Genomic DNA, 19,276 nt, shown 5'->3' on the forward strand with positions numbered 1-19,276 from the left:
CCGGGCCTCCGGGCCGGTCACGGCTCCAGGAGTCCGGTCCGGCGGGCGTGGAGTTCGGAGCGGACCAGTTCGAGGAGGCGGCCCGACCAGTTGCGGCCGTGGCCGGCGTTGTCGCCCCAGAACGCCGAGTTCATGTCGTCGTAGATCACGGTGGCGTCGTCCGTCGCGAGCAGCACCGAGGCCAGTGCGGGGTGCTGGTCGTACTTGGCGCGCAGCAGGTGCGTCATGACGGCGGTCCGGACGTGCTCCCAGTCCTCGCGGCGGGGCGTCCCGCTCGCGAGCGTGCGTGCCGCGGCGGCGCTCTCCGCCGCCGTGACCGCGGGCCGGGCCGAAGGGTCGGCGACCGACAGGGCCCAGTAGGCGTGGGCGGCGGAGGGGTACTCGGTGCCGGCGACCGTGATCGGGGCGGGGTAGTCGTGGCGCAGGCCGAGCTTCCTGGGGTCGGCCAGCGGCTTGTTGGGGTACGAGTGGGAGAGCTGGACGGCGGGTGCGTGCGGTGTCACCGGTCCGTCCGCGGGGACGGCGGTGGCCCGTTCGGCCTTCCAGCGGGCCCGCTCCTCGAAGTAGGCGACGGCCTTGTCGTAGCCCGCCTGGGTGATCGTCTTGCCCGACGACAGGTTGGTCAGGCCGCCGGGCCCGGCCACCAGGACGCGCAGCGGCCAGTCCTTGCTGTCCATGTCGCCCAGCGCGAAGTGGCGCTGGGACTCCGGGATCGCCAGGTACGCGGCACGGGCCGTGGCCCGGTTCTCCTCGGTCCGGTCGGCGAGGAAGGTGTCGACGGCGGCCAGGCAGCGGTCGGTCGAGTCGGGGCGGCCGTTCAACTCGTCGATGGTGTCGCGGACTTCGGCGGCCAGCAGTTCGGGCGTGAGCCAGCTCTCCGGCTCGCCGAACGTCCAGTCGGCCAGCTCGTGGGCGGACGCCTCGGCGCCCTCCGGGAAGGTGGTGGCCACCCAGCCGGTGCGCAGCTTCTCCTCGAACTCCTCGAAGGTGACCAGGCCCCAGCAGTCGATGAGACCGTCCGCGTAGATGAAGAGGTCGGTGAGGTAGTGGCGGTCGCCGTTGCGGATGAAGGCGTGCCGCCAGGTGCCGGGGACGCGGACGCCGTCCGCCGTGCGGTGAGTGATCCTGTTGCCGGTCATCCCGCGATTGTGGCGCAGCGGACGCCGGCGGGCACCGGCCTTTTTCGGGCCGGGCCGGGTCGGGCCGCCCCGGCCCGGGTCAGCGGCGGGGCCCGTACATGATGACCGCGACGCCGGCCAGGCAGACGAGGGCGCCGAGGACGTCGGTGCGGGTGGGGCGGAAGCCGTCGACGGACATGCCCCAGAGCAGGGAGCCGGCGACGAAGACGCCGCCGTAGGCGGCGAGGACGCGGCCGAAGTTCGCGTCGGGCTGGAGGGCGGCGACGAAGCCGTAGACGCCGAGGGCGACGATGCCGAGGCCGGCCAGCCACCAGGGGCGGGCCTCCTTGACGCTCTGCCAGATCAGCCAGCAGCCGCCGATCTCGGCGACGGCGGCGAGGACGAAGAGCAGGACGGAGCGCAGGACGGTCATGGTCCGAGCCTATGCGGTCGGTGAGGAGGGGCTGACCGGGGGAAACGCGGTTGTGGAGGAGGGCGGTGGCTTGGTCGAATCGGGGGCGTGAAGACCCTTCTGGAGACCGAGCGGTTGGTGCTGCGGCAGTTCGGCGGTGCGGACCTGGACGAGCTGGCGGCCCTGCACGGGGACCCCGAGGTGATGCGGTACATCGACACCGGGCGCCCGCAGCCGAGGGAGGTCGTGGCGGAGCGGGTGCTGCCCGCGATCCTCCGTGCGTACCGCGAGCTCCCGGACGGGATGGGGACGTTCGCGGTGGTGGGGAAGGCGGACGGCGCCTTCCTGGGGTGGGTGGCGCTGCAGCCGGCCGACAGTGCCGGCCTCGCGGCGGGCTCCACAGAGCTGGGCTACCGCTTCCGCCCGGCCGCCTGGGGCCGGGGCTACGCGACCGAGGCGGCCCGGGCGTTGGTGGGGTACGCGTTCGGGCACGGCGGGACGGAGGCCGTGGTGGCCACCACGATGACGGTGAACGCCGGCTCCCGGCGGGTGATGGCGAAGACCGGGCTGCGCCACGTCCGGACCTTCCACGAGGAGTGGCCGGACCACATCGAGGGCGCGGAGCACGGCGACGTGGAGTACCTGGTCACCCGCCGGGAGTGGGAGGCGCAGAGGCCTACTGGCGGTAGGTGGTGAGGAAGCGGCCGATCCGGCTGATCGCGGTCTCCAGGTCGTCGGCCCGGGGGAGGGTGACGAAGCGGAAGTGGTCGGGGCGGGGCCAGTTGAAGCCGGTGCCCTGGACGATGTGGATCTTCTCGCGGAGCAGCAGGTCCAGCACGAAGCGCTCGTCGTCGACGATGCGGTGCACCGCCGGGTCGAGCTTGGCGAAGGCGTAGAGGGCGCCCTTGGGCTTGACGCAGCTGACGCCGGGGAGCTCGTTGAGGGCCCGGTGGACCACGTCGCGTTGTTCGGTGAGGCGGCCGTTCGGCAGGGTGAGGTCGTGGATGGACTGGTGCCCGCCGAGGGCGGCCTGGACGGCGTACTGGGCCGGGACGTTGGGGCACAGCCGCATCCCGGCGAGCATGGTGAGCCCCTCCAGGTAGTCCTTGGCGTGCTGCTTGGGGCCGGAGACCACCAGCCAGCCGCTGCGGAAGCCGGCCACCCGGTAGGCCTTGGAGAGGCCGTTGAAGGTGAGGGTGACCACGTCGTCGGAGAGGGCGGCCAGGCAGTGGTGCTCGACGCCGTCGTAGAGGATCTTGTCGTAGATCTCGTCGGCCAGCACCATCAGGCCGTGGCGGCGGGCGAGTTCGAGGATGCCGAGGAGGAGTTCCTTCGGGTAGACCGCGCCGGTCGGGTTGTTCGGGTTGATGACGACGATGGCCTTGGTGCGGTGGGTGATCTTCGAGGCGATGTCGTCGAGGTCGGGGTACCACTCCGCCTCCTCGTCGCAGAGGTAGTGCACCGCCTTGCCGCCGGCCAGCCGGACCACGGCCGTCCAGAGCGGGAAGTCCGGCGCGGGGACGAGGACTTCGTCGCCGTCGTCGACCAGGGCCTGGACCGCCATCTGGATCAGCTCGGAGGCGCCGTTGCCCAGGTAGACGTCGTTGACCGTCACCCCGGAGACGCCGCGCTGCTGGTAGTACTGCACCACGGCGCGGCGGGCGGGCAGGATGCCGCGCGAGTCGCTGTAGCCGTGCGCGTTGGGCAGGTTGCGGATGATGTCCTGGAGGATCTCCTCCGGCGCCTCGAAGCCGAACGGGGCCGGGTTGCCGGTGTTCAGCCGGAGCACGCTGTGGCCGGCCTCCTCGAGCGCGTTGGCCTGCTCGACCACCGGGCCGCGGATCTCGTAACACACGCCCGCCAGCTTGCTGGACTGCCGAAACTCCATCTGCGGCCTCCCGACCGTGGTACCTCTACCCGTGTCCGGTGACGCGCCGTCATCCGTCATCATCCGGTTGCTTTGTTCTACCAAGTACCCACTTGGAAAGTCCAACCTTTTGGCTATGCTGATCCACATGTCACGCCGAAGCTACGACCAGTACTGCGCCGTCGCCCGCGCCCTGGACGCGGTGGGAGAGCGCTGGAGCCTCCTGATCGTCCGTGAACTGCTGCGCGGTCCGCGCCGTTACACCGACCTGCACGCCGACCTGCCGGGCGTGTCGACCGACATCCTGGCCGCCCGGCTGAAGCAGCTGGAGGCGGAGGGCCTGGTGGAGCGCCGCAAGCTGGAGCGCCCGGCCAACGCGATGGTCTACGAGCTCACCGAACGGGGCGCGGCGCTGCGCCTGGTGGTGGACGCGCTGGGGGAGTGGGGGATGGACGCGCTCGGCGAGCAGCGGCCGACGGACGCCGTGCGGGAGCACTGGGTGACGGCGGCCCGGCCCTGACGGCGGATCAAGCGGTCGTGTCCGCACGGTAATTGGTACTGCACGACGGTGGTGCCGGGGCGGGCCGGGCGGGAGGATGGGCACCGCACGTGTGTGTCCTGTCCACGCCAGAGACCGGAGTGCCGCATGAGCCGTCCTGCCCTGCCCAGCCGCCGTGACGCCCTGAGGTGGGGGGTGGGAGGCGCGATCGCCCTGGCGGGCGCGGGTGTCGGCCTGGCCGGCCCCGCGGGCGCCGCCGCGCTGTACGCCCCGGACTGGATGGCCCGGCTGGACGGCGGGCTGCCGCTCACCCGGCTGACCATCCCCGGCACGCACGACTCCTGGTGCACCGACCCGGGCAACGGCACCGAGTGGTCGCACACCCAGAACTGGGGCCTGCCGCAGCAGCTGGAGAAGGGCATCCGCTTCTTCGACATCCGGCTGAACGGCCTCCAGGGGACGGCCGACGAGATGGGCGTCTACCACGACCGCTACTACCAGTACCACCGCTACCAGGACGTGCTGAACGCCTGCCGCGACCACCTCCGGCGGTTCCCGGGCGAGGTGCTGGTGATGCGGGTCCGGAACGAGAGGGCGGGCGGACAGGCGCTCGGCGACGAGGAGTTCCGCCGGCGCTTCGACTTCTACATGGACCACCCCTCGATGAACTACCGCGGCCTGTTCTGGACCAACCCCTGGTGGCCCCGGGTCGGCGAGGCCCGGGGCCGGATCGTGCTGGCGGCGGACTTCGCCAACCCCTGGTCCGTCATCCAGTGGTCGAGCGGGACCAACGGGTTCTTCCGCACCCAGGACACCTGGCAGGGGGTGTCCACCTCGGCCAAGGCCACGCTGGTGGAGCAGTGGTTCGACCAGGCCCACCTCAACCAGGGCGCGGCCGAGATGTACTGCAACTTCACCAGCTACGCCAACGGCCTCTGGCCGAAGACGCAGGCCGGCTACATCCTGCCGAGGGTCTTCCGCTACCTGGACGCGCGCAGGGCGGAGCGGGCCCACCTCGGCATCGTGCCGATGGACTTCCCGGACTTCGACGAGCGGATCGTCAGCCTGCTGATCGCGAAGAACTTCGTCTGACGGGCGGTCAGCGGCGGTCCCGGAGCTGGGCCAGGACCTCCGCGCGGGCCTCGTCCGGGTCGAAGGGGGCCGGGGAGAAGAGGCCGCCGGAGGCCCGGACGTGGGCCTGCCAGTCATCCTGCCAGAACTCCACCGTCCAGCCCGGCCAGAGCATGGGCACCTCGTCCGCCTGCGGGGTGAAGTACGCGCACCACCAGCCCAGTTCGCGCCGCTCCGGGTCGAGGTGGATACCGGAGGCGGTGTGCAGGCGGACGGTGCCGTGCTCGGGGGCGTCGGCCAGGCGGTCGAGGAGGGCGGGGCCCTCGCGGAGCGGGTGGTCGGAGACGTCGCTGGTGATGTGCGACCGGCCTCCGGGGAAGGTGATCACCACGCCACCCGGGTCCTCCCGCTCCAGGTCCTCGTCCCCCGGGGCCAGCAGCTCTTCCGGGTAGATGCGGTCGTGGTCGCGGCGGGCCTCCGCCGGGTCCCGGCCGGCGTACGTGAGCAGGGCGGACTGGCCCTGGTAGAGCCAGCGGACCTCCCAGCCCGGCCAGGCCTCGGCGAGCAGCTCCAAGGTGGCGGCGCGGTGCCGGAGTTCGGTGCTGGGGCCCTCCCAGACGAAGAGCATCAGCACCTTCCGGGCGAGGTCGACCACCGCTCCGCCCTGGGCGTGGATCTCGTCCAGCCACCAGCCGTCCTGCTTGAGCCGGGGGAGCGAGGCGAGCAGGACGTCCGGCCCCCGCAGGAAGTCGAGGTCGAAGCCGACCGCACGGCCGGACCGGTACAGCTCCTGGCTGCCGTCCTCGCGGATCACGACGATGTTCGCTCTGTCTCCCATGGCAGCAGGATGGGCCCCGGCGGGGCGGCGGTGCCAGGGGATTTCCGGTGGGGTGTCCAGGGGGTGGAAATCAGGTGAGACCCGCTGGTGGCAGGACCCGGACGCGTTGGAGGCCTACGTCTACAGCCCGGGGCACATCGCGGTGCTGCGGCGGCGCCGGGAGTGGTTCTCCCGGGCGGGCGAGGCGATGACCGCGCTCTGGTGGGTGCCGGCCGGGCACGAGCCGACGGTGGCCGAGGCGGAGGCCAAGCTGCGCAGGCTGCGGGCGCGGGGGCCGGGGCCGGAGGTGTTCACGCTGCGGGAGACCTTCCCGGCACCGGGAGTCTGACAACCGTTCACGAGGCTTGTGTGTTCGGCCGCCGATGCGTCAACCTCGTTGCTGGCGGCCGGACATGACCAGCGGCCCACTCCGCCCCCTCCCTTGTCATGGGCATGCGATGGATGGCCGGATCCGCCGAGCACGTACCGCCCCCACCTAGGAGGAGTCCCCCTGATGGCTGTGATACGTCACCCCCGCTCCCGCCGCGGCATGCTCGCCGCCACCGCCGCCACCGTGGCGGCCCTCGCGCTCGGACTCGGCGTCGCCCTCCCCGCCCAGGCCGAGGCCCCCCGCCCGGAGGGCGCGGTGCTCAACGCCGACGCCCCGGACGCCGTGCCCGGCAGCTACCTGGTGGTGCTCAACCAGGGCTTCGCGTCGGCCGGTTCGGCGCAGGGGAAGGCGCTGGTGGAGCGCTACGGCGCCCAGGTGACCAGCACCTACACGGCGGCGCTGAACGGCTTCGCGGTCCGGCTCGACGAGGCGGGGGCCAGGCGGCTGGCCGCCGACCCGGCGGTGGCCGCCGTCTCCCGCAACCGCACCTTCCACGTGGACGCCACCCAGTCCAACCCGCCCTCCTGGGGTCTGGACCGGATCGACCAGCGGGCGCTGCCGCTGGACAGCGGCTACACCTACCCGGACACCGCGGGTGAGGGCGTGACCGCGTACGTCATCGACACCGGCGTGCGGATCAGCCACTCCGAGTTCGGCGGGCGGGCGAGCAACGGCTACGACGCCATCGACAAGGACAACGTGGCGCAGGACGGCCACGGGCACGGCACCCACGTGGCCGGTACGGTGGCGGGCTCCTCGTACGGCGTGGCCAAGAAGGCGAAGATCGTCGCCGTCCGGGTGCTCGACAACTCCGGCTCCGGCACCACCGAGCAGGTGGTCGCCGGCATCGACTGGGTCACCGCCAACGCGGTGAAGCCGGCCGTGGCCAACATGAGCCTGGGCGGTGGCGTGGACACCGTGCTGGACGCGGCCGTCCGCCGCTCGATCGCGGCCGGCATCACCTACGGCGTCGCGGCGGGCAACGACAACCAGGACGCGGGCACCCACTCCCCGGCCCGGGTCTCCGAGGCGATCACGGTGGGCTCGACCACCAGCTCCGACGCCCGCTCCAGCTTCTCCAACTACGGCAGCCTGGTGGACCTGTTCGCGCCCGGCTCCTCCATCAAGTCCTCCTGGAACACCGGCGACACCGCCACCAACACCATCTCCGGCACCTCGATGGCCACCCCGCACGTGGTCGGCGCGGCCGCCCTCTGGCTGGCCGACCACCGGACCGACAGCCCGGCCCAGGTGGCCACCGCCCTGGTGAACAACGCCACCACCGGCGTGGTGACCAGCCCCGGCAGCGGCTCGCCCAACCGGCTGCTGTACGTGGGCAGCGGCGGCACCACGCCGCCCACCGGGCCGAAGTTCGAGAACGCCGCCGACTACGCGATCGCCGACAACACCACGGTGGAGTCGCCCGTCACGGTCAGCGGCGTGAGCGGCAACGCCCCGGCCACGCTCAAGGTCGAGGTGGACATCAAGCACACCTACAAGGGCGACCTCAAGGTGGAGCTGGTGGCGCCGGACGGTTCGGCCTACCTGATCAAGAACTTCGGTGACGGCGGCAGCACCGACAACGTGATCGGGACCTTCACCGTCAACGCCTCCTCCGAGGTGGCGAACGGCGTCTGGAAGCTGCGGGTCAGCGACAACGCCGCCGCCGACATCGGCAAGATCGACCGCTGGGCGCTGCAGTTCTGACGCCCCCTCGGTGAACGCCCGGCGGGGCCGCACTCGTCCCCCGAGTGCGGCCCCGCCCGGGCGTACCGGCCGCTACGCCTCGGCGATCAGGGCGGTGCCGACGGTGCGGAAGCCGACCCGGCCGTAGATCCGGGCCACGTTCTCGTCGCCGGCGGAGAGGAAGACCGTCCGCACCCCGCGGGCGCGGGCGTCGGCCACCAGGGCGGCGGTGACGGCGTACCCGAGGCCCTGGCGGCGGGCGCTCGGCAGGGTGCCGATGCCGACCAACTCGGTGACCTCGCCCACCGGTTGGTGCTGGCCGCCGCAGAGCGCGGTGCCGTCCGGGCCGAACGCGGCGGCCACCACGGTGAGGCCGTCACGGATCCGCTGGGCGATCCGGGCGGCCGTCCCGTCGGCGCTCAACTGAGCCGTCATCGCGGCCAGTTCGGCAGGGCCGGCGGTGCCGATCGCGGTGCCCGGCTCGCCGAAGGAGAGGTAGGCCACCGCGAGCGACTCGGCCAGCGCCGGGTCCTCCGCGCCGACCACCCGGACGGTGGCGGCGGCCGGGTGCGCGTCGTCCTCCGCCGTGCCGCCGCCGGTGCCGTCCGGAACGGCCTCGGTGAGCACCATCAGCGGGTGGTCGTGCACCGGGAGCCCGGTCGCCTCCACCGCCGCGCGCAGCCCCGGGGTGGTCTCGGCCACCCACTCGAAGGCCTCCGGCACCTCCGCCTCGCGCTGCCGGGCACGCACCCGCTCGACGTCCTCGGGGGTGACCCCGCGGCCGGACCAGCCCAGGGCCGGACGGGCGTAGTAGGGGAAGCCCGGGCCGTTGCGCAGGAAGAGCGAGAGCGGGCCGAAGTCCTCGACGCGGGCGGCGCTGCGCGGGACGGCGTCGTAGTACCGCTCCAGCCGGTCGAGCAGCTCGGAGGGGGAGGGATCGGTGCTGTTCGGGTCGTCGGTCACGGGCGAATGAAAGCAGGCGGCACCCCCGATGGCCAGCGGATTACCCCGCCCGGGGTGGTGGTCGTGGCGGGTGGTCGTGGCGCGCGGCGGCGCTACGCGTACGATCGTGCTGCCATGACGAACCAGACCGCCACCACCACGTACCGCAGCTACGTCGCCGTCGGGGACTCCTTCACCGAGGGCATGTGCGACGAGCTGCTCCCCGACGGCCACTACCTCGGCTGGGCCGACCGGGTCGCCCGGGCGCTCGCGGCCGAGAGCGGGCCCGGCTTCCGGTACGCCAACCTCGCGGTGCGGGGCAAGCTGATCGGGCAGATCCGGGACGAGCAGCTGGACGCGGCCGCCGCGATGGGAGCCGAACTGGTCACCCTGGCAGGCGGGTTGAACGACGTGCTGCGGCCCGGGTGCGACATCGGGCTGGTGAAGCGGCTGCTCGGCGAGTCGGCCGAGAAGCTGCTCGCGGGCGGCTCCACGGTGGTGATGTTCACCAGTACCGACCCGACCAGGCGGCTGGGCGGCAGCGCGCGGCTGCTCCCGGCGATCCTGGAGATGAAGGCCTACGTCGAGGGCCTGGCCCGGCGCCACCCCCGACTGCGGGTGGTCGACCTGTTCTCGGCCCCGTGCTTCGACGACCGCCGGCTCTGGGACGAGGACCGTCTCCACCTCTCCCCGGAGGGCCACCGCCGGGTCGCCGTCGCGGTGTTGGAGGCCCTCGGCCGGCCGGCCCCGTTCGACTGGCGCGCCCCGCTGCCGCCCGCCCCGCCGCGCACCCGCGTCGCCAAGGCCGGTGCGGACCTCCGGTGGCTGCGCACCCACCTCGGCCCCTGGATCGGCCGCCGTCTCACCGGCCGCTCCTCCGGCGACGGCCGCCCGCCCAAGCGCGCCGAGCTGCTCCCCTATGAGGGCTGACGGAGGTTACCGGGGAGTCGGGTGGATCTCGTTCCGATGTGGTCAAGTTGCTTGTCCAAGTGGTCAGTTGACTTGACCACCGGACAGGTGGAGCTGGCATGCTGCCGGTATGAGCGAGCCCGAGCCCATCGCCCAGAGTCTCCCGCCCCTGCTGATAGCCCTGGCCTCCGAGTTGGTGCACGCCATCGACACCGGAGTGCGCGACCGGGGCTTCACCGACCTCCGCCCCGCCCACGGCTTCGCCTTCGCCCGGCTCGCTCCGGGCGGTGCCACCGTCAACGAGTTGGCGGTCCACCTCGGCGTCACCAAACAGGCGGCCAGTCAGATGGTCGATGACCTGGTCCGGAAGGGCTACGTCGAACGACATCCGCACCCCAGCGACGCCCGCGCCAAGCTGATCGTCCTGACCGACCTCGGCTGGGAGTGCACCCGCGCCACCGAGGCCGCCGCCGCCGACGCCGTCCGCCCCTGGGCCACCACCCTGGGCCGGCGCCGCCTGCGCGAGCTCCACGAGGACCTCAACCTGCTGGCCCCCGTCGGCCAGCTCCGCCCCGCCTGGTGACACTCCCCACCCCCTCGGGGGACACCCGCACCTGACGAGGTGTCGGTCCGTTTGCCCGGCCCATCGGGGGAGCCGGGCGGAAGGGCCGGCGACCCGACGGGGGCCCGCCGGGGGCCCGCGCGCCGCCGCGTTAACTGTTTGCGTGCACACGGCAGGCCCGGGCAAGGTGCCGGGATGACGACGGAGAACGCGGTACTGCCGCCCGAGGTGCTGGACTACTACGCGCGCGGCGAGGAGGACGGCCGGCTGGACCGGGGCGCCAACCGCCTCGAGGAGCTGCGGACCAGGGAGCTGCTGCTGCGCCTGCTCCCGCCCGCCCCGGCCCGGGTGCTGGACGTGGGCGGCGGCAGCGGCCGGTACGCGGAGTGGCTGGCCGGGCTCGGGTACGCGGTCGAGCTGGTCGATCCGGTGCCGCTGCACGTGGAACAGGCCGGGCGGCGGCCCGGCGTTACGGCCCGGCTCGGCGACGCACGGGCGCTGGAGGTGCCGGACGCCTCGGTGGACGCGGTGCTGCTGCTCGGCCCGCTCTACCACCTGACGGAGCGCCGGGACCGGGTGAGGGCGCTGGCCGAGGCGCGGCGGGTGGTCCGGCCGGGCGGGCCGGTGGTGGCCGCGACCATCAACCGCTTCGCGGGCCTGCACGACATGCTCGCCAAGGAGTACTACTTCGACCCGGCCCGCCGCCCGCAGGTGGACGCGGCGGTCGTCGACGGCCACCTGCGGCCGTCCGGAGAGCGGCCCGCCTTCACCACCGCCTACTTCCACCGGCCCGAGGAGGTGCCGGAGGAGTACGCGGAGGCCGGGCTCGCGGTCGCCGGGCAGTACGGCGTCGAGGGCGCGGCCTGGCTGATGGGCGGGGTGAACGACTGGCTGGACGACGAGGAGCGGCGGGCCGTGGTGCTGGAGGCGGTGCGGCGCACCGAGTCGGAGCCCTCCCTGCTCGGCGTCAGCGGTCACCTGCTGACGGCCGGCCGGCGTCCGGAGCGGGCCGGCTGACCCTCCTTCGGGTGCGAAAGGGCGGGTACCCGTGCCGCCCGCGCGCCCCGCGGCCTACGATCTCCGGACGAGTCGGTGTGAGGGGGAGAGCGTGGGCCGTGTACGACCGGCGGGGGCCGGGGCGGGGGAGGCCGGGCCGCAGCGGGACGGTGTGCTGGTGCTGATGGCGGCGGCCGTCGCCTCGGTCCTGGTGGTCTCGCTGGCGGTCAGCTGGCTGGCCCGGCAGCTGGTGCCGTTCGCCCTGCTGCTGTCCCTGGCCGCGATGGCCGGGGCCGTCACCAGCCGCTTTCGGGTGCTCGCCCGTCGGCGCGAGTTCGTCGCCAGGACGGCCCAGCTGAGGCACGGCGGGCGGTTCCTGGCGATGAGTCAGGAGGAGTTCGCGCAGGCCCTCGCCGAACTCTGCCGCCGGGACGGCTGCGCCTCGGCGGAGCTGACCGGCCCGGCCGAGCTCCTCGTCACCGCCCCGGACGGCGGCCGCCTGCTGCTGCGCACCGTCCGCCAGGAGTCCCGCTCCCCGCTCGGCCCCGCCGAGCTCGGGCAGCTGCCGGAGACCCACCACGACCACCGGACGGCCCTGGTGACGGCCGGTCGCTTCACCGAGGCCGCCACCGCCCGCTGCACCGGGGCCGGCATCCGCACCGTCGACCAGCGCGCCCTCTCCCTCTGGGCCGACGGCAGCGGCCCGCCGCCCTGGGCCTGACCGGCCGGTCCGCGGGGCGGCCCGGTGCCCGGCGCCTGTGCCGGAGCCGGAGCCGTCAGGTCAGGGTGATGCGGACCGCCACCGTGCCGGTGTGGCCGCGGCGCAGGCGGCTGCCGAGGAGGGTGAGGCGGCCGATCAGGCCGTACTTGCGGTTGAGCAGGGCGCGGTACTCGTGGGCCGCGGCGGCGTCCAGGATCTCGGCGGTGCCGGGGACCTGCTCACCGGTCGGGTTGCCGCGGACGTCGCAGGGGCCGACCAGGACGTCGGCGCGGTTGCGGATCCGCTTGACCTTCCAGGAGTCGGCCACCGTCCAGATGCCCAGCGCGTCACCGTCCCGGACCACCCAGACCGGCGTCGGCACGCCGGACCCGTCCCGCTTGAAGGTGGTCACCAACAGGTACTTGCCGTCGGCGAGTTGGTCGATCGTCTGGGAGCTCATGCCGGGAGTCTAGGCGGGGCCCGTGAGCTGGGGTATACCGGGACGACCCGCCCGGAGCCGGACGGGTGGACGGGGGTGGTGGTGACGTACGCCAGAGTGACCACGGCGGCGGAGGGTGACACGGCCCTGGCGTTCGCCACGGGGGTGGTGGGTGCCGGGCTGGTGGCGCTGGGTGCGACGGCGGGGCGGGCCGGGCCGGGGTACCTGGCCTACGGGTGCTCGCTGGCGCTGCCGGGGCTGCTCTGGTCCTCGCTCCAGGTGCTGCGGCCGGGCCGGATCACGGTGGACGGGCGCGGGCTCTCCGTACGCTTCGCCTTCCTACCCCGTGAGGTCCGGCTGCTTCCTACCCCGTGAGGTCCGGCTGCCGTGGGCGGCGGTCACCATGGTGACCGAGCTCGGGGTGCGGATCGCCCGGGAGCCGGTGCCGGTGGTGGCCTTCGACCTGGAGGTGCCGCTGCCCCGGGTGGTGCGGCTCTCCTCGGCCTGGTCGCTCTACCGGCGGCTGGCGGAACGGCTGGGCCGCGGGCCCGGGGCACCCGGCTTGGCCTTCGTGGCCCGGCACCGGGAGGAGGAGTTCGCCGAACTGCTGCTGGCGGTCCGTGAACTCGGCGTGCGCCACCGGGACCGTACCCCGGATCCCTTCACGCTGTGACCGCCCGCCGTGCCGTTCAGGCCGTGACCGCCCGGCGCGGGCGGTCGACCAGTTCGCCGCCGCAGTTGGGGCAGACCTGCTCCATCGCGTCCGCGCACGGCACGCAGTAGCTGCACTCGTAGGAGCAGATCCGGGCGGGCCCGTCCGCCGCCAGCTCGGCGGTGCCGCAGCGCTCGCACAGTCCGCGCATCTCCAGGGCCATCGGGTGCTCCGTTCTCCGTGATCGGGTGGAGCACCATTCTGGGGCGAAGGAAAACCGCAGGTGAAGGGGTGTCAGTGCCACCCTCCGCCGAGATCCTGCCAGAATGCGGACGGTACTCAGCGTTGAACCAGGAGAAGGTGACCGGCTTCGTGACCATGCCAGTCGAACGGAAGATCGCCGAAGAGCTGGGCGTACGGGAGGGGCAGGTGAGAGCGGCCGTCGAACTGCTCGACGGCGGCTCGACCGTCCCCTTCATCGCGCGCTACCGCAAGGAGGTCACCGGCGAGCTCGACGACGCCCAGCTGCGCACCCTGGAGGAGCGCCTGCGCTACCTGCGCGAGCTGGAGGAGCGCCGGGCCGCGGTGCTGGAGTCGATCGAGGCCCAGGGCAAGCTGGACGAGGCGCTCAAGGCGCGGATCCTGGCCGCCGACTCCAAGGCCCGCCTGGAGGACATCTACCTCCCGTACAAGCCCAAGCGGCGCACCAAGGCCCAGATCGCCCGCGAGGCCGGCCTGGAGCCGCTGGCCGACGCCCTGCTCGCCGACCCGGGCCTGACGCCCGATCAGGCCGCCGGGGCCTACCTGAACGAGGCGGTGGCCGACAGCGCCGCCGCCCTGGAGGGCGCCCGTGCCATCCTGGTCGAGCGCTTCGGCGAGGACGCCGACCTGGTCGGCTCGCTGCGCGAGCGGATGTGGGGCCGGGGCCGCCTGGTCGCCACCGTCCGCGAGGGCAAGGAGCAGGACGGCGCCAAGTTCGCCGACTACTTCGACTTCGCCGAGCCCTACACCAAGCTCCCCTCGCACCGCATCCTGGCGATGCTGCGCGGCGAGAAGGAGGAGGTGCTCGACCTCGACCTCTCCCCGTACGACGGTGCCGAGGGCGACCTGCCCGGCGAGAACGACTACGAGCAGCGGATCGCCGCCCGCTTCGGCGTCGCCGACCGCGGCCGCCCGGCCGACAAATGGCTGGGCGACACCGTCCGCTGGGCCTGGCGCACCCGGATCCAGGTGCGGCTCGGCATCGACCTGCGCACCCGGCTGCGCCAGGAGGCCGAGGACGAGGCCGTCCGGGTCTTCGCCGCCAACCTGCGCGACCTGCTGCTGGCCGCCCCGGCCGGTACCCGCGCCACCATGGGCCTGGACCCGGGCTTCCGCACCGGCGTCAAGGTCGCCGTGGTGGACGCCACCGGCAAGGTGGTCGCGCACGAGACCATCTACCCGCACCAGCCCGCCAACAAGTGGGACGCCTCGATCGCCACCCTGGCCGCGCTGGCCGCGAAGCACGACGTCGAGCTGGTCGCGATCGGCAACGGCACCGCCTCCCGGGAGACCGACAAGCTGGCCGAGGACCTGATCAAGCGTCACCCCGAGCTGAAGCTCACCAAGGCGATGGTCTCCGAGGCCGGCGCCTCGGTCTACTCCGCCTCGGCCTTCGCCTCCCAGGAGCTGCCGGACCTCAACGTCTCGATCCGCGGCGCGGTCTCCATCGCCCGCCGGCTCCAGGACCCGCTGGCCGAGCTGGTGAAGATCGACCCCAAGTCGATCGGCGTCGGCCAGTACCAGCACGACCTCAGCGAGGTGAAGCTCTCGCGGTCCCTGGACGCGGTGGTCGAGGACTGCGTCAACGCGGTCGGCGTGGACGTCAACACCGCCTCCGCCCCACTGCTCACCCGGGTCTCCGGGGTGACCGGCACGCTGGCCGACAACATCGTGGCGCACCGCGACGCCAACGGGCCGTTCCGCACCCGCAAGGCGCTCAAGGACGTGGCCCGGCTCGGGCCGAAGGCCTTCGAGCAGTGCGCGGGCTTCCTGCGCATCCCCGGGGGTGACGACCCGTTGGACGCCTCGGCGGTGCACCCCGAGGCCTACCCCGTGGTGCGCAAGATCCTCGCCGCCACCGGTGGCGACCTGCGCGCCCTGATCGGCAACGGGGCCGCCCTGCGCGCCCTGCGGCCCTCGGACTTCGCCGACGACACCTTCGGCGTCCCGACCGTCACCGACATCCTCGGCGAGCTGGACAAGCCGGGCCGCGACCCGCGCCCGGCCTTCCGCACCGCCACCTTCAAGGAGGGCGTCGACAAGATCGGCGACCTGGAGGCCGGCATGGTGCTGGAGGGCGTGGTCACCAACGTGGCCGCCTTCGGCGCCTTCGTGGACGTGGGCGTCCACCAGGACGGCCTGGTGCACGTCTCGGCGCTGTCCAAGAACTTCGTCAAGGACCCGCGCGAGGTGGTCAAGCCCGGCGACATCGTCAAGGTCCGGGTCGTCTCGGTGGACGTGCCCCGCAAGCGGATCGGCCTGACGCTCCGTCTGGACGACGAGACCCCGCGCGGCGGCTCCACCTCCGGTGGCGGTGGCGGTGGCGGCCAGGACCGCAACCGGGACCGCGGCCCGCGCCCGCCCCGCCAGGGCGGCGGCAACCGCGACCAGGGCCAGCGCGGCCGCGGCAACGCCTCGTCGGCCCCCGCCCCCGCGAACAGCGCGATGGCCGACGCCCTGCGCCGGGCGGGCCTGACCGGCAAGTGACGCCGGACCGCTGACACGCCGTCGGGCCGCCTCCCGTTCTCGGGGGTGCGGCCCGAAGTCGGTCGGTGCCCGTGAGGGGCCCCTCGGGGGCGGGGCCCCGGGATGGGGTCAGATGGGGGAGCGGTCGTCAGCCGGCGGTGGCGCGGGAGTCGACCGCGAGGGCGATCAGGTCGTGCCACCAGGGGTCGCGGTGGTGGGTCAGCAGGCGCTGGGCCTCCGCCGGGGGCACGGCGCGGACCTCGACCACCTGCTCGCCGTCCTCCGGGTTCAGGGGCTCGGAGTCGACCGTGACCTCGGCCCAGCCCCAGAGCCAGGCCTTCTCGGGGTGCGGCTGCCAGGGGCGGTAGGGCTCGGGGTGGTCGGTGACGCAGCGGTGGGCGCCGATCCAGACCGGCTCGCCGAGCATCCGGGCGCCGGCCTCCTCGCGCAGCTCGCGCACCAGGCAGCTCTCGATGCTCTCGGCCGCCTCCCGGGTGCCGCCGGGGAGGAACCAGTGGCCCCGCGCGTCCCGGCAGAGCACCACCTGGTCACCGGAGAACCCGACCAGGTGGATGTTGGTGATCAGCCCGTCCGGCGGGAGCTCCGCCGCGAACTGGGCGTCGATGCCGCCCCAGGCCCAGCGCTGGGGCGCGTACAGGCGCGGGTAACGGGCGGCCTGCTCGGCTGTTCTGTCCGAAGTGTCCGTCATTCAAGGATCTTAGTCCCGCCCGGGCGGTGGCTGTAAAGCACCGCTGACACGCGGTCAGGTCCGCCCGCGCCGGGGCCGCGTAGGGTGGGCCGGAACCACCCCGGAGGGAGTCCCCGATGCCCACTGTCCTCTACGTCACCGACCTGACCTACCAGGCCAAGGGCCGCCGCTACTGCGACGAGGACATCGCGCTCTCGGCCGCGCTGCGCGGCGAGTTCGCGACGGTGCTCTGCCACCCGCTGGACGCCGCCGCCCTGATGGGCCGCTTCGACCTCACCGTGGTGCGCAACAGCGGCCCGGTGCTCGGGTACCGGGAGGCGCACGAGGCGTTCCGGGAGCGCGCGCTGGCCGAGGGGGTCAAGGTCTTCAACCCCCTGCACGGCCGGGGCGACATGGCCGGCAAGGGGTACCTGCTCGACCTCACCGCCGCCGGGTACCCGGTGATCCCCACCGTGGCCTCGGCGGACGGGCTCGGCCGGCTGCCGGAGGCGGCCGTCTACCTGAGCAAGCCGCTGCTGGGCGCCGACTCGATCGGGATGGCACTGCACCGCCCGGAGGAGCTGCCCTCCCTGGAGCTGGACGGCACGGTGCTGCTCCAGCCCCGGATCGACTTCCGGTACGAGGTCTCCTTCTACTACGTCGGCCGGGAGTTCCAGTACGCGCTGTACGCCCCGGACCCGGCCGCCCGCTGGCGGCTGGAGCGCTACGACCCCACGCCCTCCGACCTGGCCTTCGCCCGCCGCTTCGTGGAGTGGAACGCGCTCGACCACGGCATCCAGCGGGTGGACGCCTGTCGCACGCCCGAAGGCGGGCTCCTGCTGGTCGAGTTGGAGGACCTCAACCCCTACCTCTCGCTGGACCTGCTGGACGGCGGCACCCGGGCCTCCTTCACCGCCGCGATGGCCGCCTCGATGCGGAGCCTGCTGGAGTCCTGACGGGCGGTCAGTGCCGGAGCAGGTAGGGCAGCGAACTGTCGTTGTTCAACAGCCAGGCCAGGTAGGAGGGGTTGGTCCTGGCCAGCTCCAGGTAGGCCGAGCGCAGGTCGCCGTACAGGCCCTCCAGGGCGCAGCTGCTGAGGGCCCGGGCCCGCCAGACCAGCAGCAGCCGGACGCTGAACGGGTCCCCGTGGACGGGGCGGATGACGGTGCCGGGGCCGGGGAGCGAGGTGGGCTGGCAGGGGCGGACGGCCTCGCCGGAGGCGACCAGTTCGGCGGCGGTGGCGTTGTCCCTGACCTGCACCACCCGGGGGTTGAGCCCGGCCTCGGAGAGGACGCGGCGCAGTGCGGCGTACTCGTGGTCGGCGGTCGGGTCGACCATCCAGGCGTCGGCGGCCAGGTCCTGGAGGCGCACCACGGGGGAGGCGGCCGCCGGGTGGGTCAGGGCCAGCGCGACGAACTGCGGCTCGCGGGCGACCAGGACGCGGTGCCCGGTGCCCTCGGGCAGCCGGAGCGGGAAGCCCTCGCTCTCGTGCACGAAGGCCAGGTCCAGCTGCTCGGCGCCGACCAGTTGGAGCAGGGCGTTGGCCGAGACGTCGATCCGGATGGTGGTGTCGGTGTCCGGCAGTCGCTCGTGCACCCGGCGCAGCCAGCCGGCGGTGGCCCGGCTGCCGACGCTGCCGATCCGCAGCCTGGCCCGGTCCGCTCCGTCGGTCTCCTGCCGGGCGGCGGCGACCAGTTCGGCCATGTCGGCGACGATGCCGCGGGCCCGGGAGAGCACCGAGTGGCCGAGCGGGGTGAGTCTGCTGCCGGTCCGCTCGCGGGTGAACAGCCGCCCGCCGACGGCCCGTTCGATCCGGTGCAGCTGGGTGGTGACGGAGGGCTGGGTGGTGCCGAGCTGCAGGGCGGCCTTGCGCACGCTGCCGGTGTCGGCGACCGCGCACAGCACTCGCAGGTGCCTGACTTCGAGCTCCACAGCGGGAGCATAGGCGGTCGCTGACCTGCACGCCAGGGACATGACACCTTCTGTCAAGGCGGGTGATAGCCCCGTGCTATCTCCGGCTGCCATCATCCGCAGCCCCGGGGTGGTGGCCGAAGCTCATGGGCACAGCGCAATCCCCCACGCCAAGCCGGCTGCCCCACAGGTGACTTGGCCCCATGAACTGGAGTCCCCCGCATGCAGCGCTCCATGCTCTCGCTCGCCGCGGCCGCCGCCCTCGCCCTGACCGGCCTGGCCGCCCCGGCCGCCGTGGCCGCGCCCGCGCAGCCCGCCGTCGCCCAGTACGCCGGCTCGGCGGCCGAGCAGGCCGACGTCAAGGCCTTCCACGAGGCGGTCATGAAGGCCGCGCTGGAACGGCAGGCGGCCAACCCGTACCTGCTCGCGGTCACCGTCACCTACAACGCCGCCTCCGCGCCGACCTTCCGCACCCAGATCGCCAACTCCACCTCGATCTGGAACAGTTCGGTCTCCAACGTCCAGCTGCGTTCGGTCACCGGCACCGCGGACTTCAAGTACTACGAGGGCAACGACTCGCGTGGTTCCTACGCCTCCACCGACGGCCACGGCCGCGGCTACATCTTCCTGGACTACCGCCAGAACCAGCAGTACAACTCCACCCGGGTCACCGCTCACGAGACCGGCCACGTGCTCGGCCTGCCGGACCACTACTCCGGCCCGTGCAGCGAGCTGATGTCCGGCGGCGGCCCCGGCACCTCCTGCACCAACGCCCGCCCGAACGCCGCCGAGAAGAGCCGGGTGAACCAGCTCTGGGCCAACGGCGTCGCTGCGTTCAAGGCCCAGCAGACGGCGAAGGCCGGTCGGTGAGAAGCTAGTTGACGTCCGA

The 19,276-nt window shown here is 73.3% G+C and carries 22 protein-coding genes and 1 pseudogene; 14 read left to right on the plus strand and 9 right to left on the minus strand.

From position 1 onward, the window contains the following. Positions 1-17: 17 nt before the first annotated feature. Complete coding sequence (locus tag ACIA8O_RS18670; RefSeq protein ID WP_396294973.1) at positions 18-1,139, minus strand: NADAR family protein; 1,122 nt, start codon at positions 1,137-1,139, stop codon at positions 18-20. A gap of 79 nt (positions 1,140-1,218) precedes the next feature. Further along, positions 1,219-1,551, minus strand: a complete 333-nt coding sequence (locus ACIA8O_RS18675; RefSeq protein WP_396294974.1) for a YnfA family protein — start codon at positions 1,549-1,551, stop codon at positions 1,219-1,221. An 87-nt stretch (positions 1,552-1,638) separates the two neighbouring features. On the opposite strand from ACIA8O_RS18675, the gene ACIA8O_RS18680 reads away from it, so the two are divergent. Continuing rightward, positions 1,639-2,226 carry a GNAT family N-acetyltransferase gene (locus ACIA8O_RS18680; RefSeq protein ID WP_396294975.1) on the plus strand — a complete coding sequence of 196 codons (588 nt, stop codon included), beginning with the start codon at positions 1,639-1,641 and terminating at the stop codon, positions 2,224-2,226. On the opposite strand, the gene ACIA8O_RS18685 is transcribed toward ACIA8O_RS18680, so the two are convergent. Beyond that, positions 2,207-3,418 carry a pyridoxal phosphate-dependent aminotransferase gene (locus ACIA8O_RS18685; RefSeq protein ID WP_345284676.1) on the minus strand — a complete coding sequence of 404 codons (1,212 nt, stop codon included), beginning with the start codon at positions 3,416-3,418 and terminating at the stop codon, positions 2,207-2,209. The genes ACIA8O_RS18680 and ACIA8O_RS18685 overlap by 20 nt on opposite strands. Before the next feature lie 127 nt (positions 3,419-3,545). On the opposite strand from ACIA8O_RS18685, the pseudogene ACIA8O_RS18690 reads away from it, so the two are divergent. After that, positions 3,546-3,896, plus strand: a pseudogene (locus ACIA8O_RS18690) (winged helix-turn-helix transcriptional regulator); the annotation flags it as partial. Between the two features lie 147 nt (positions 3,897-4,043). Next, complete coding sequence (locus ACIA8O_RS18695; RefSeq protein WP_396294976.1) at positions 4,044-4,988, plus strand: phosphatidylinositol-specific phospholipase C; 945 nt, start codon at positions 4,044-4,046, stop codon at positions 4,986-4,988. 7 nt (positions 4,989-4,995) lie between these two features. Here the strand turns inward: ACIA8O_RS18695 and ACIA8O_RS18700 are convergent, their stop codons facing one another. Beyond that, positions 4,996-5,805, minus strand: coding sequence for a hypothetical protein (locus tag ACIA8O_RS18700; protein WP_396294977.1), 810 nt, complete (start codon positions 5,803-5,805; stop codon positions 4,996-4,998). Between the two features lie 52 nt (positions 5,806-5,857). Here ACIA8O_RS18700 and ACIA8O_RS18705 point away from each other — a divergent pair, with 52 nt between their 5' ends. Both ACIA8O_RS18705 and ACIA8O_RS18710 read left to right on the plus strand, forming a co-directional pair. Beyond that, positions 5,858-6,133, plus strand: coding sequence for a DUF3291 domain-containing protein (locus ACIA8O_RS18705; RefSeq protein WP_396294978.1), 276 nt, complete (start codon positions 5,858-5,860; stop codon positions 6,131-6,133). 165 nt (positions 6,134-6,298) lie between these two features. After that, positions 6,299-7,882, plus strand: a complete 1,584-nt coding sequence (locus tag ACIA8O_RS18710; protein ID WP_396294979.1) for a S8 family peptidase — start codon at positions 6,299-6,301, stop codon at positions 7,880-7,882. Between the two features lie 72 nt (positions 7,883-7,954). Here ACIA8O_RS18710 and ACIA8O_RS18715 read toward each other — a convergent pair whose 3' ends face one another. Then, positions 7,955-8,824: a GNAT family N-acetyltransferase gene (locus tag ACIA8O_RS18715; RefSeq protein ID WP_396294980.1), complete on the minus strand. Its 870-nt coding sequence runs from the start codon at positions 8,822-8,824 to the stop codon at positions 7,955-7,957. A gap of 114 nt (positions 8,825-8,938) precedes the next feature. Here ACIA8O_RS18715 and ACIA8O_RS18720 point away from each other — a divergent pair, with 114 nt between their 5' ends. From ACIA8O_RS18720 to ACIA8O_RS18735, 4 genes are all read left to right on the plus strand, one after another. After that, positions 8,939-9,733: an SGNH/GDSL hydrolase family protein gene (locus ACIA8O_RS18720; protein WP_396294981.1), complete on the plus strand. Its 795-nt coding sequence runs from the start codon at positions 8,939-8,941 to the stop codon at positions 9,731-9,733. 109 nt (positions 9,734-9,842) lie between these two features. After that, positions 9,843-10,295 carry a MarR family winged helix-turn-helix transcriptional regulator gene (locus ACIA8O_RS18725; RefSeq protein ID WP_396294982.1) on the plus strand — a complete coding sequence of 151 codons (453 nt, stop codon included), beginning with the start codon at positions 9,843-9,845 and terminating at the stop codon, positions 10,293-10,295. A gap of 174 nt (positions 10,296-10,469) precedes the next feature. After that, the gene (locus ACIA8O_RS18730) at positions 10,470-11,291 is read left to right on the plus strand and encodes a class I SAM-dependent methyltransferase (protein WP_396294983.1); all 822 of its coding nucleotides are present in this window, start codon (positions 10,470-10,472) and stop codon (positions 11,289-11,291) included. 91 nt (positions 11,292-11,382) lie between these two features. Beyond that, entirely contained in the window at positions 11,383-11,991 is a 609-nt protein-coding gene (locus ACIA8O_RS18735; RefSeq protein WP_396294984.1) for a restriction endonuclease, read from the plus strand. 55 nt (positions 11,992-12,046) lie between these two features. On the opposite strand, the gene ACIA8O_RS18740 is transcribed toward ACIA8O_RS18735, so the two are convergent. Continuing rightward, positions 12,047-12,430 carry a PPOX class F420-dependent oxidoreductase gene (locus ACIA8O_RS18740; RefSeq protein WP_396294985.1) on the minus strand — a complete coding sequence of 128 codons (384 nt, stop codon included), beginning with the start codon at positions 12,428-12,430 and terminating at the stop codon, positions 12,047-12,049. Between the two features lie 81 nt (positions 12,431-12,511). Here ACIA8O_RS18740 and ACIA8O_RS18745 point away from each other — a divergent pair, with 81 nt between their 5' ends. Beyond that, positions 12,512-12,784, plus strand: a complete 273-nt coding sequence (locus tag ACIA8O_RS18745) for a hypothetical protein (protein ID WP_396294987.1) — start codon at positions 12,512-12,514, stop codon at positions 12,782-12,784. 28 nt (positions 12,785-12,812) lie between these two features. Further along, positions 12,813-13,082, plus strand: coding sequence for a hypothetical protein (locus ACIA8O_RS18750; protein ID WP_396294988.1), 270 nt, complete (start codon positions 12,813-12,815; stop codon positions 13,080-13,082). Positions 13,083-13,098: 16 nt separating this feature from the next. Here the strand turns inward: ACIA8O_RS18750 and ACIA8O_RS18755 are convergent, their stop codons facing one another. Continuing rightward, entirely contained in the window at positions 13,099-13,284 is a 186-nt protein-coding gene (locus ACIA8O_RS18755; RefSeq protein WP_396294989.1) for a DUF1272 domain-containing protein, read from the minus strand. A gap of 155 nt (positions 13,285-13,439) precedes the next feature. Between ACIA8O_RS18755 and ACIA8O_RS18760 the strand changes: the two genes are divergently transcribed. Then, positions 13,440-15,809, plus strand: coding sequence for a Tex family protein (locus ACIA8O_RS18760; RefSeq protein WP_396295330.1), 2,370 nt, complete (start codon positions 13,440-13,442; stop codon positions 15,807-15,809). 127 nt (positions 15,810-15,936) lie between these two features. Here ACIA8O_RS18760 and ACIA8O_RS18765 read toward each other — a convergent pair whose 3' ends face one another. Beyond that, a complete protein-coding gene (locus ACIA8O_RS18765) occupies positions 15,937-16,497 on the minus strand; it encodes an NUDIX domain-containing protein (protein WP_396294990.1) in 561 nt (186 codons plus the stop codon). Positions 16,498-16,613: 116 nt separating this feature from the next. On the opposite strand from ACIA8O_RS18765, the gene ACIA8O_RS18770 reads away from it, so the two are divergent. Next, a complete protein-coding gene (locus tag ACIA8O_RS18770) occupies positions 16,614-17,432 on the plus strand; it encodes a hypothetical protein (protein WP_396294991.1) in 819 nt (272 codons plus the stop codon). Between the two features lie 7 nt (positions 17,433-17,439). Here the strand turns inward: ACIA8O_RS18770 and ACIA8O_RS18775 are convergent, their stop codons facing one another. Next, positions 17,440-18,408, minus strand: a complete 969-nt coding sequence (locus tag ACIA8O_RS18775; protein ID WP_396294992.1) for a LysR family transcriptional regulator — start codon at positions 18,406-18,408, stop codon at positions 17,440-17,442. A gap of 201 nt (positions 18,409-18,609) precedes the next feature. Here ACIA8O_RS18775 and snpA point away from each other — a divergent pair, with 201 nt between their 5' ends. Continuing rightward, complete coding sequence (gene snpA / locus ACIA8O_RS18780) at positions 18,610-19,257, plus strand: snapalysin (protein WP_396294993.1); 648 nt, start codon at positions 18,610-18,612, stop codon at positions 19,255-19,257. The last annotated feature ends 19 nt before the right edge of the window (positions 19,258-19,276 follow it).

It is taken from the genome of Kitasatospora sp. NPDC051853 (genome assembly GCF_044452665.1).
Lineage (GTDB): Bacteria > Actinomycetota > Actinomycetes > Streptomycetales > Streptomycetaceae > Kitasatospora.

Bases quoted from the DNA above. Each gene is read 5' to 3' on its own strand.
- ACIA8O_RS18700 (WP_396294977.1), bottom strand. From the start codon at position 5,805: ATGGGAGACAGAGCGAACATCGTCGTGATCCGCGAGGACGGCAGCCAG.
- ACIA8O_RS18710 (WP_396294979.1), top strand. From the start codon at position 6,299: ATGGCTGTGATACGTCACCCCCGCTCCCGCCGCGGCATGCTCGCCGCC.
- ACIA8O_RS18675 (WP_396294974.1), bottom strand. From the start codon at position 1,551: ATGACCGTCCTGCGCTCCGTCCTGCTCTTCGTCCTCGCCGCCGTCGCC.
- ACIA8O_RS18685 (WP_345284676.1), bottom strand. From the start codon at position 3,418: ATGGAGTTTCGGCAGTCCAGCAAGCTGGCGGGCGTGTGTTACGAGATC.
- ACIA8O_RS18670 (WP_396294973.1), bottom strand. From the start codon at position 1,139: ATGACCGGCAACAGGATCACTCACCGCACGGCGGACGGCGTCCGCGTC.
- ACIA8O_RS18750 (WP_396294988.1), top strand. From the start codon at position 12,813: ATGGTGACCGAGCTCGGGGTGCGGATCGCCCGGGAGCCGGTGCCGGTG.
- snpA (WP_396294993.1), top strand. From the start codon at position 18,610: ATGCAGCGCTCCATGCTCTCGCTCGCCGCGGCCGCCGCCCTCGCCCTG.
- ACIA8O_RS18720 (WP_396294981.1), top strand. From the start codon at position 8,939: ATGACGAACCAGACCGCCACCACCACGTACCGCAGCTACGTCGCCGTC.
- ACIA8O_RS18760 (WP_396295330.1), top strand. From the start codon at position 13,440: ATGCCAGTCGAACGGAAGATCGCCGAAGAGCTGGGCGTACGGGAGGGG.
- ACIA8O_RS18695 (WP_396294976.1), top strand. From the start codon at position 4,044: ATGAGCCGTCCTGCCCTGCCCAGCCGCCGTGACGCCCTGAGGTGGGGG.
- ACIA8O_RS18730 (WP_396294983.1), top strand. From the start codon at position 10,470: ATGACGACGGAGAACGCGGTACTGCCGCCCGAGGTGCTGGACTACTAC.
- ACIA8O_RS18740 (WP_396294985.1), bottom strand. From the start codon at position 12,430: ATGAGCTCCCAGACGATCGACCAACTCGCCGACGGCAAGTACCTGTTG.
- ACIA8O_RS18755 (WP_396294989.1), bottom strand. From the start codon at position 13,284: ATGGCCCTGGAGATGCGCGGACTGTGCGAGCGCTGCGGCACCGCCGAG.
- ACIA8O_RS18725 (WP_396294982.1), top strand. From the start codon at position 9,843: ATGAGCGAGCCCGAGCCCATCGCCCAGAGTCTCCCGCCCCTGCTGATA.
- ACIA8O_RS18765 (WP_396294990.1), bottom strand. From the start codon at position 16,497: ATGACGGACACTTCGGACAGAACAGCCGAGCAGGCCGCCCGTTACCCG.
- ACIA8O_RS18770 (WP_396294991.1), top strand. From the start codon at position 16,614: ATGCCCACTGTCCTCTACGTCACCGACCTGACCTACCAGGCCAAGGGC.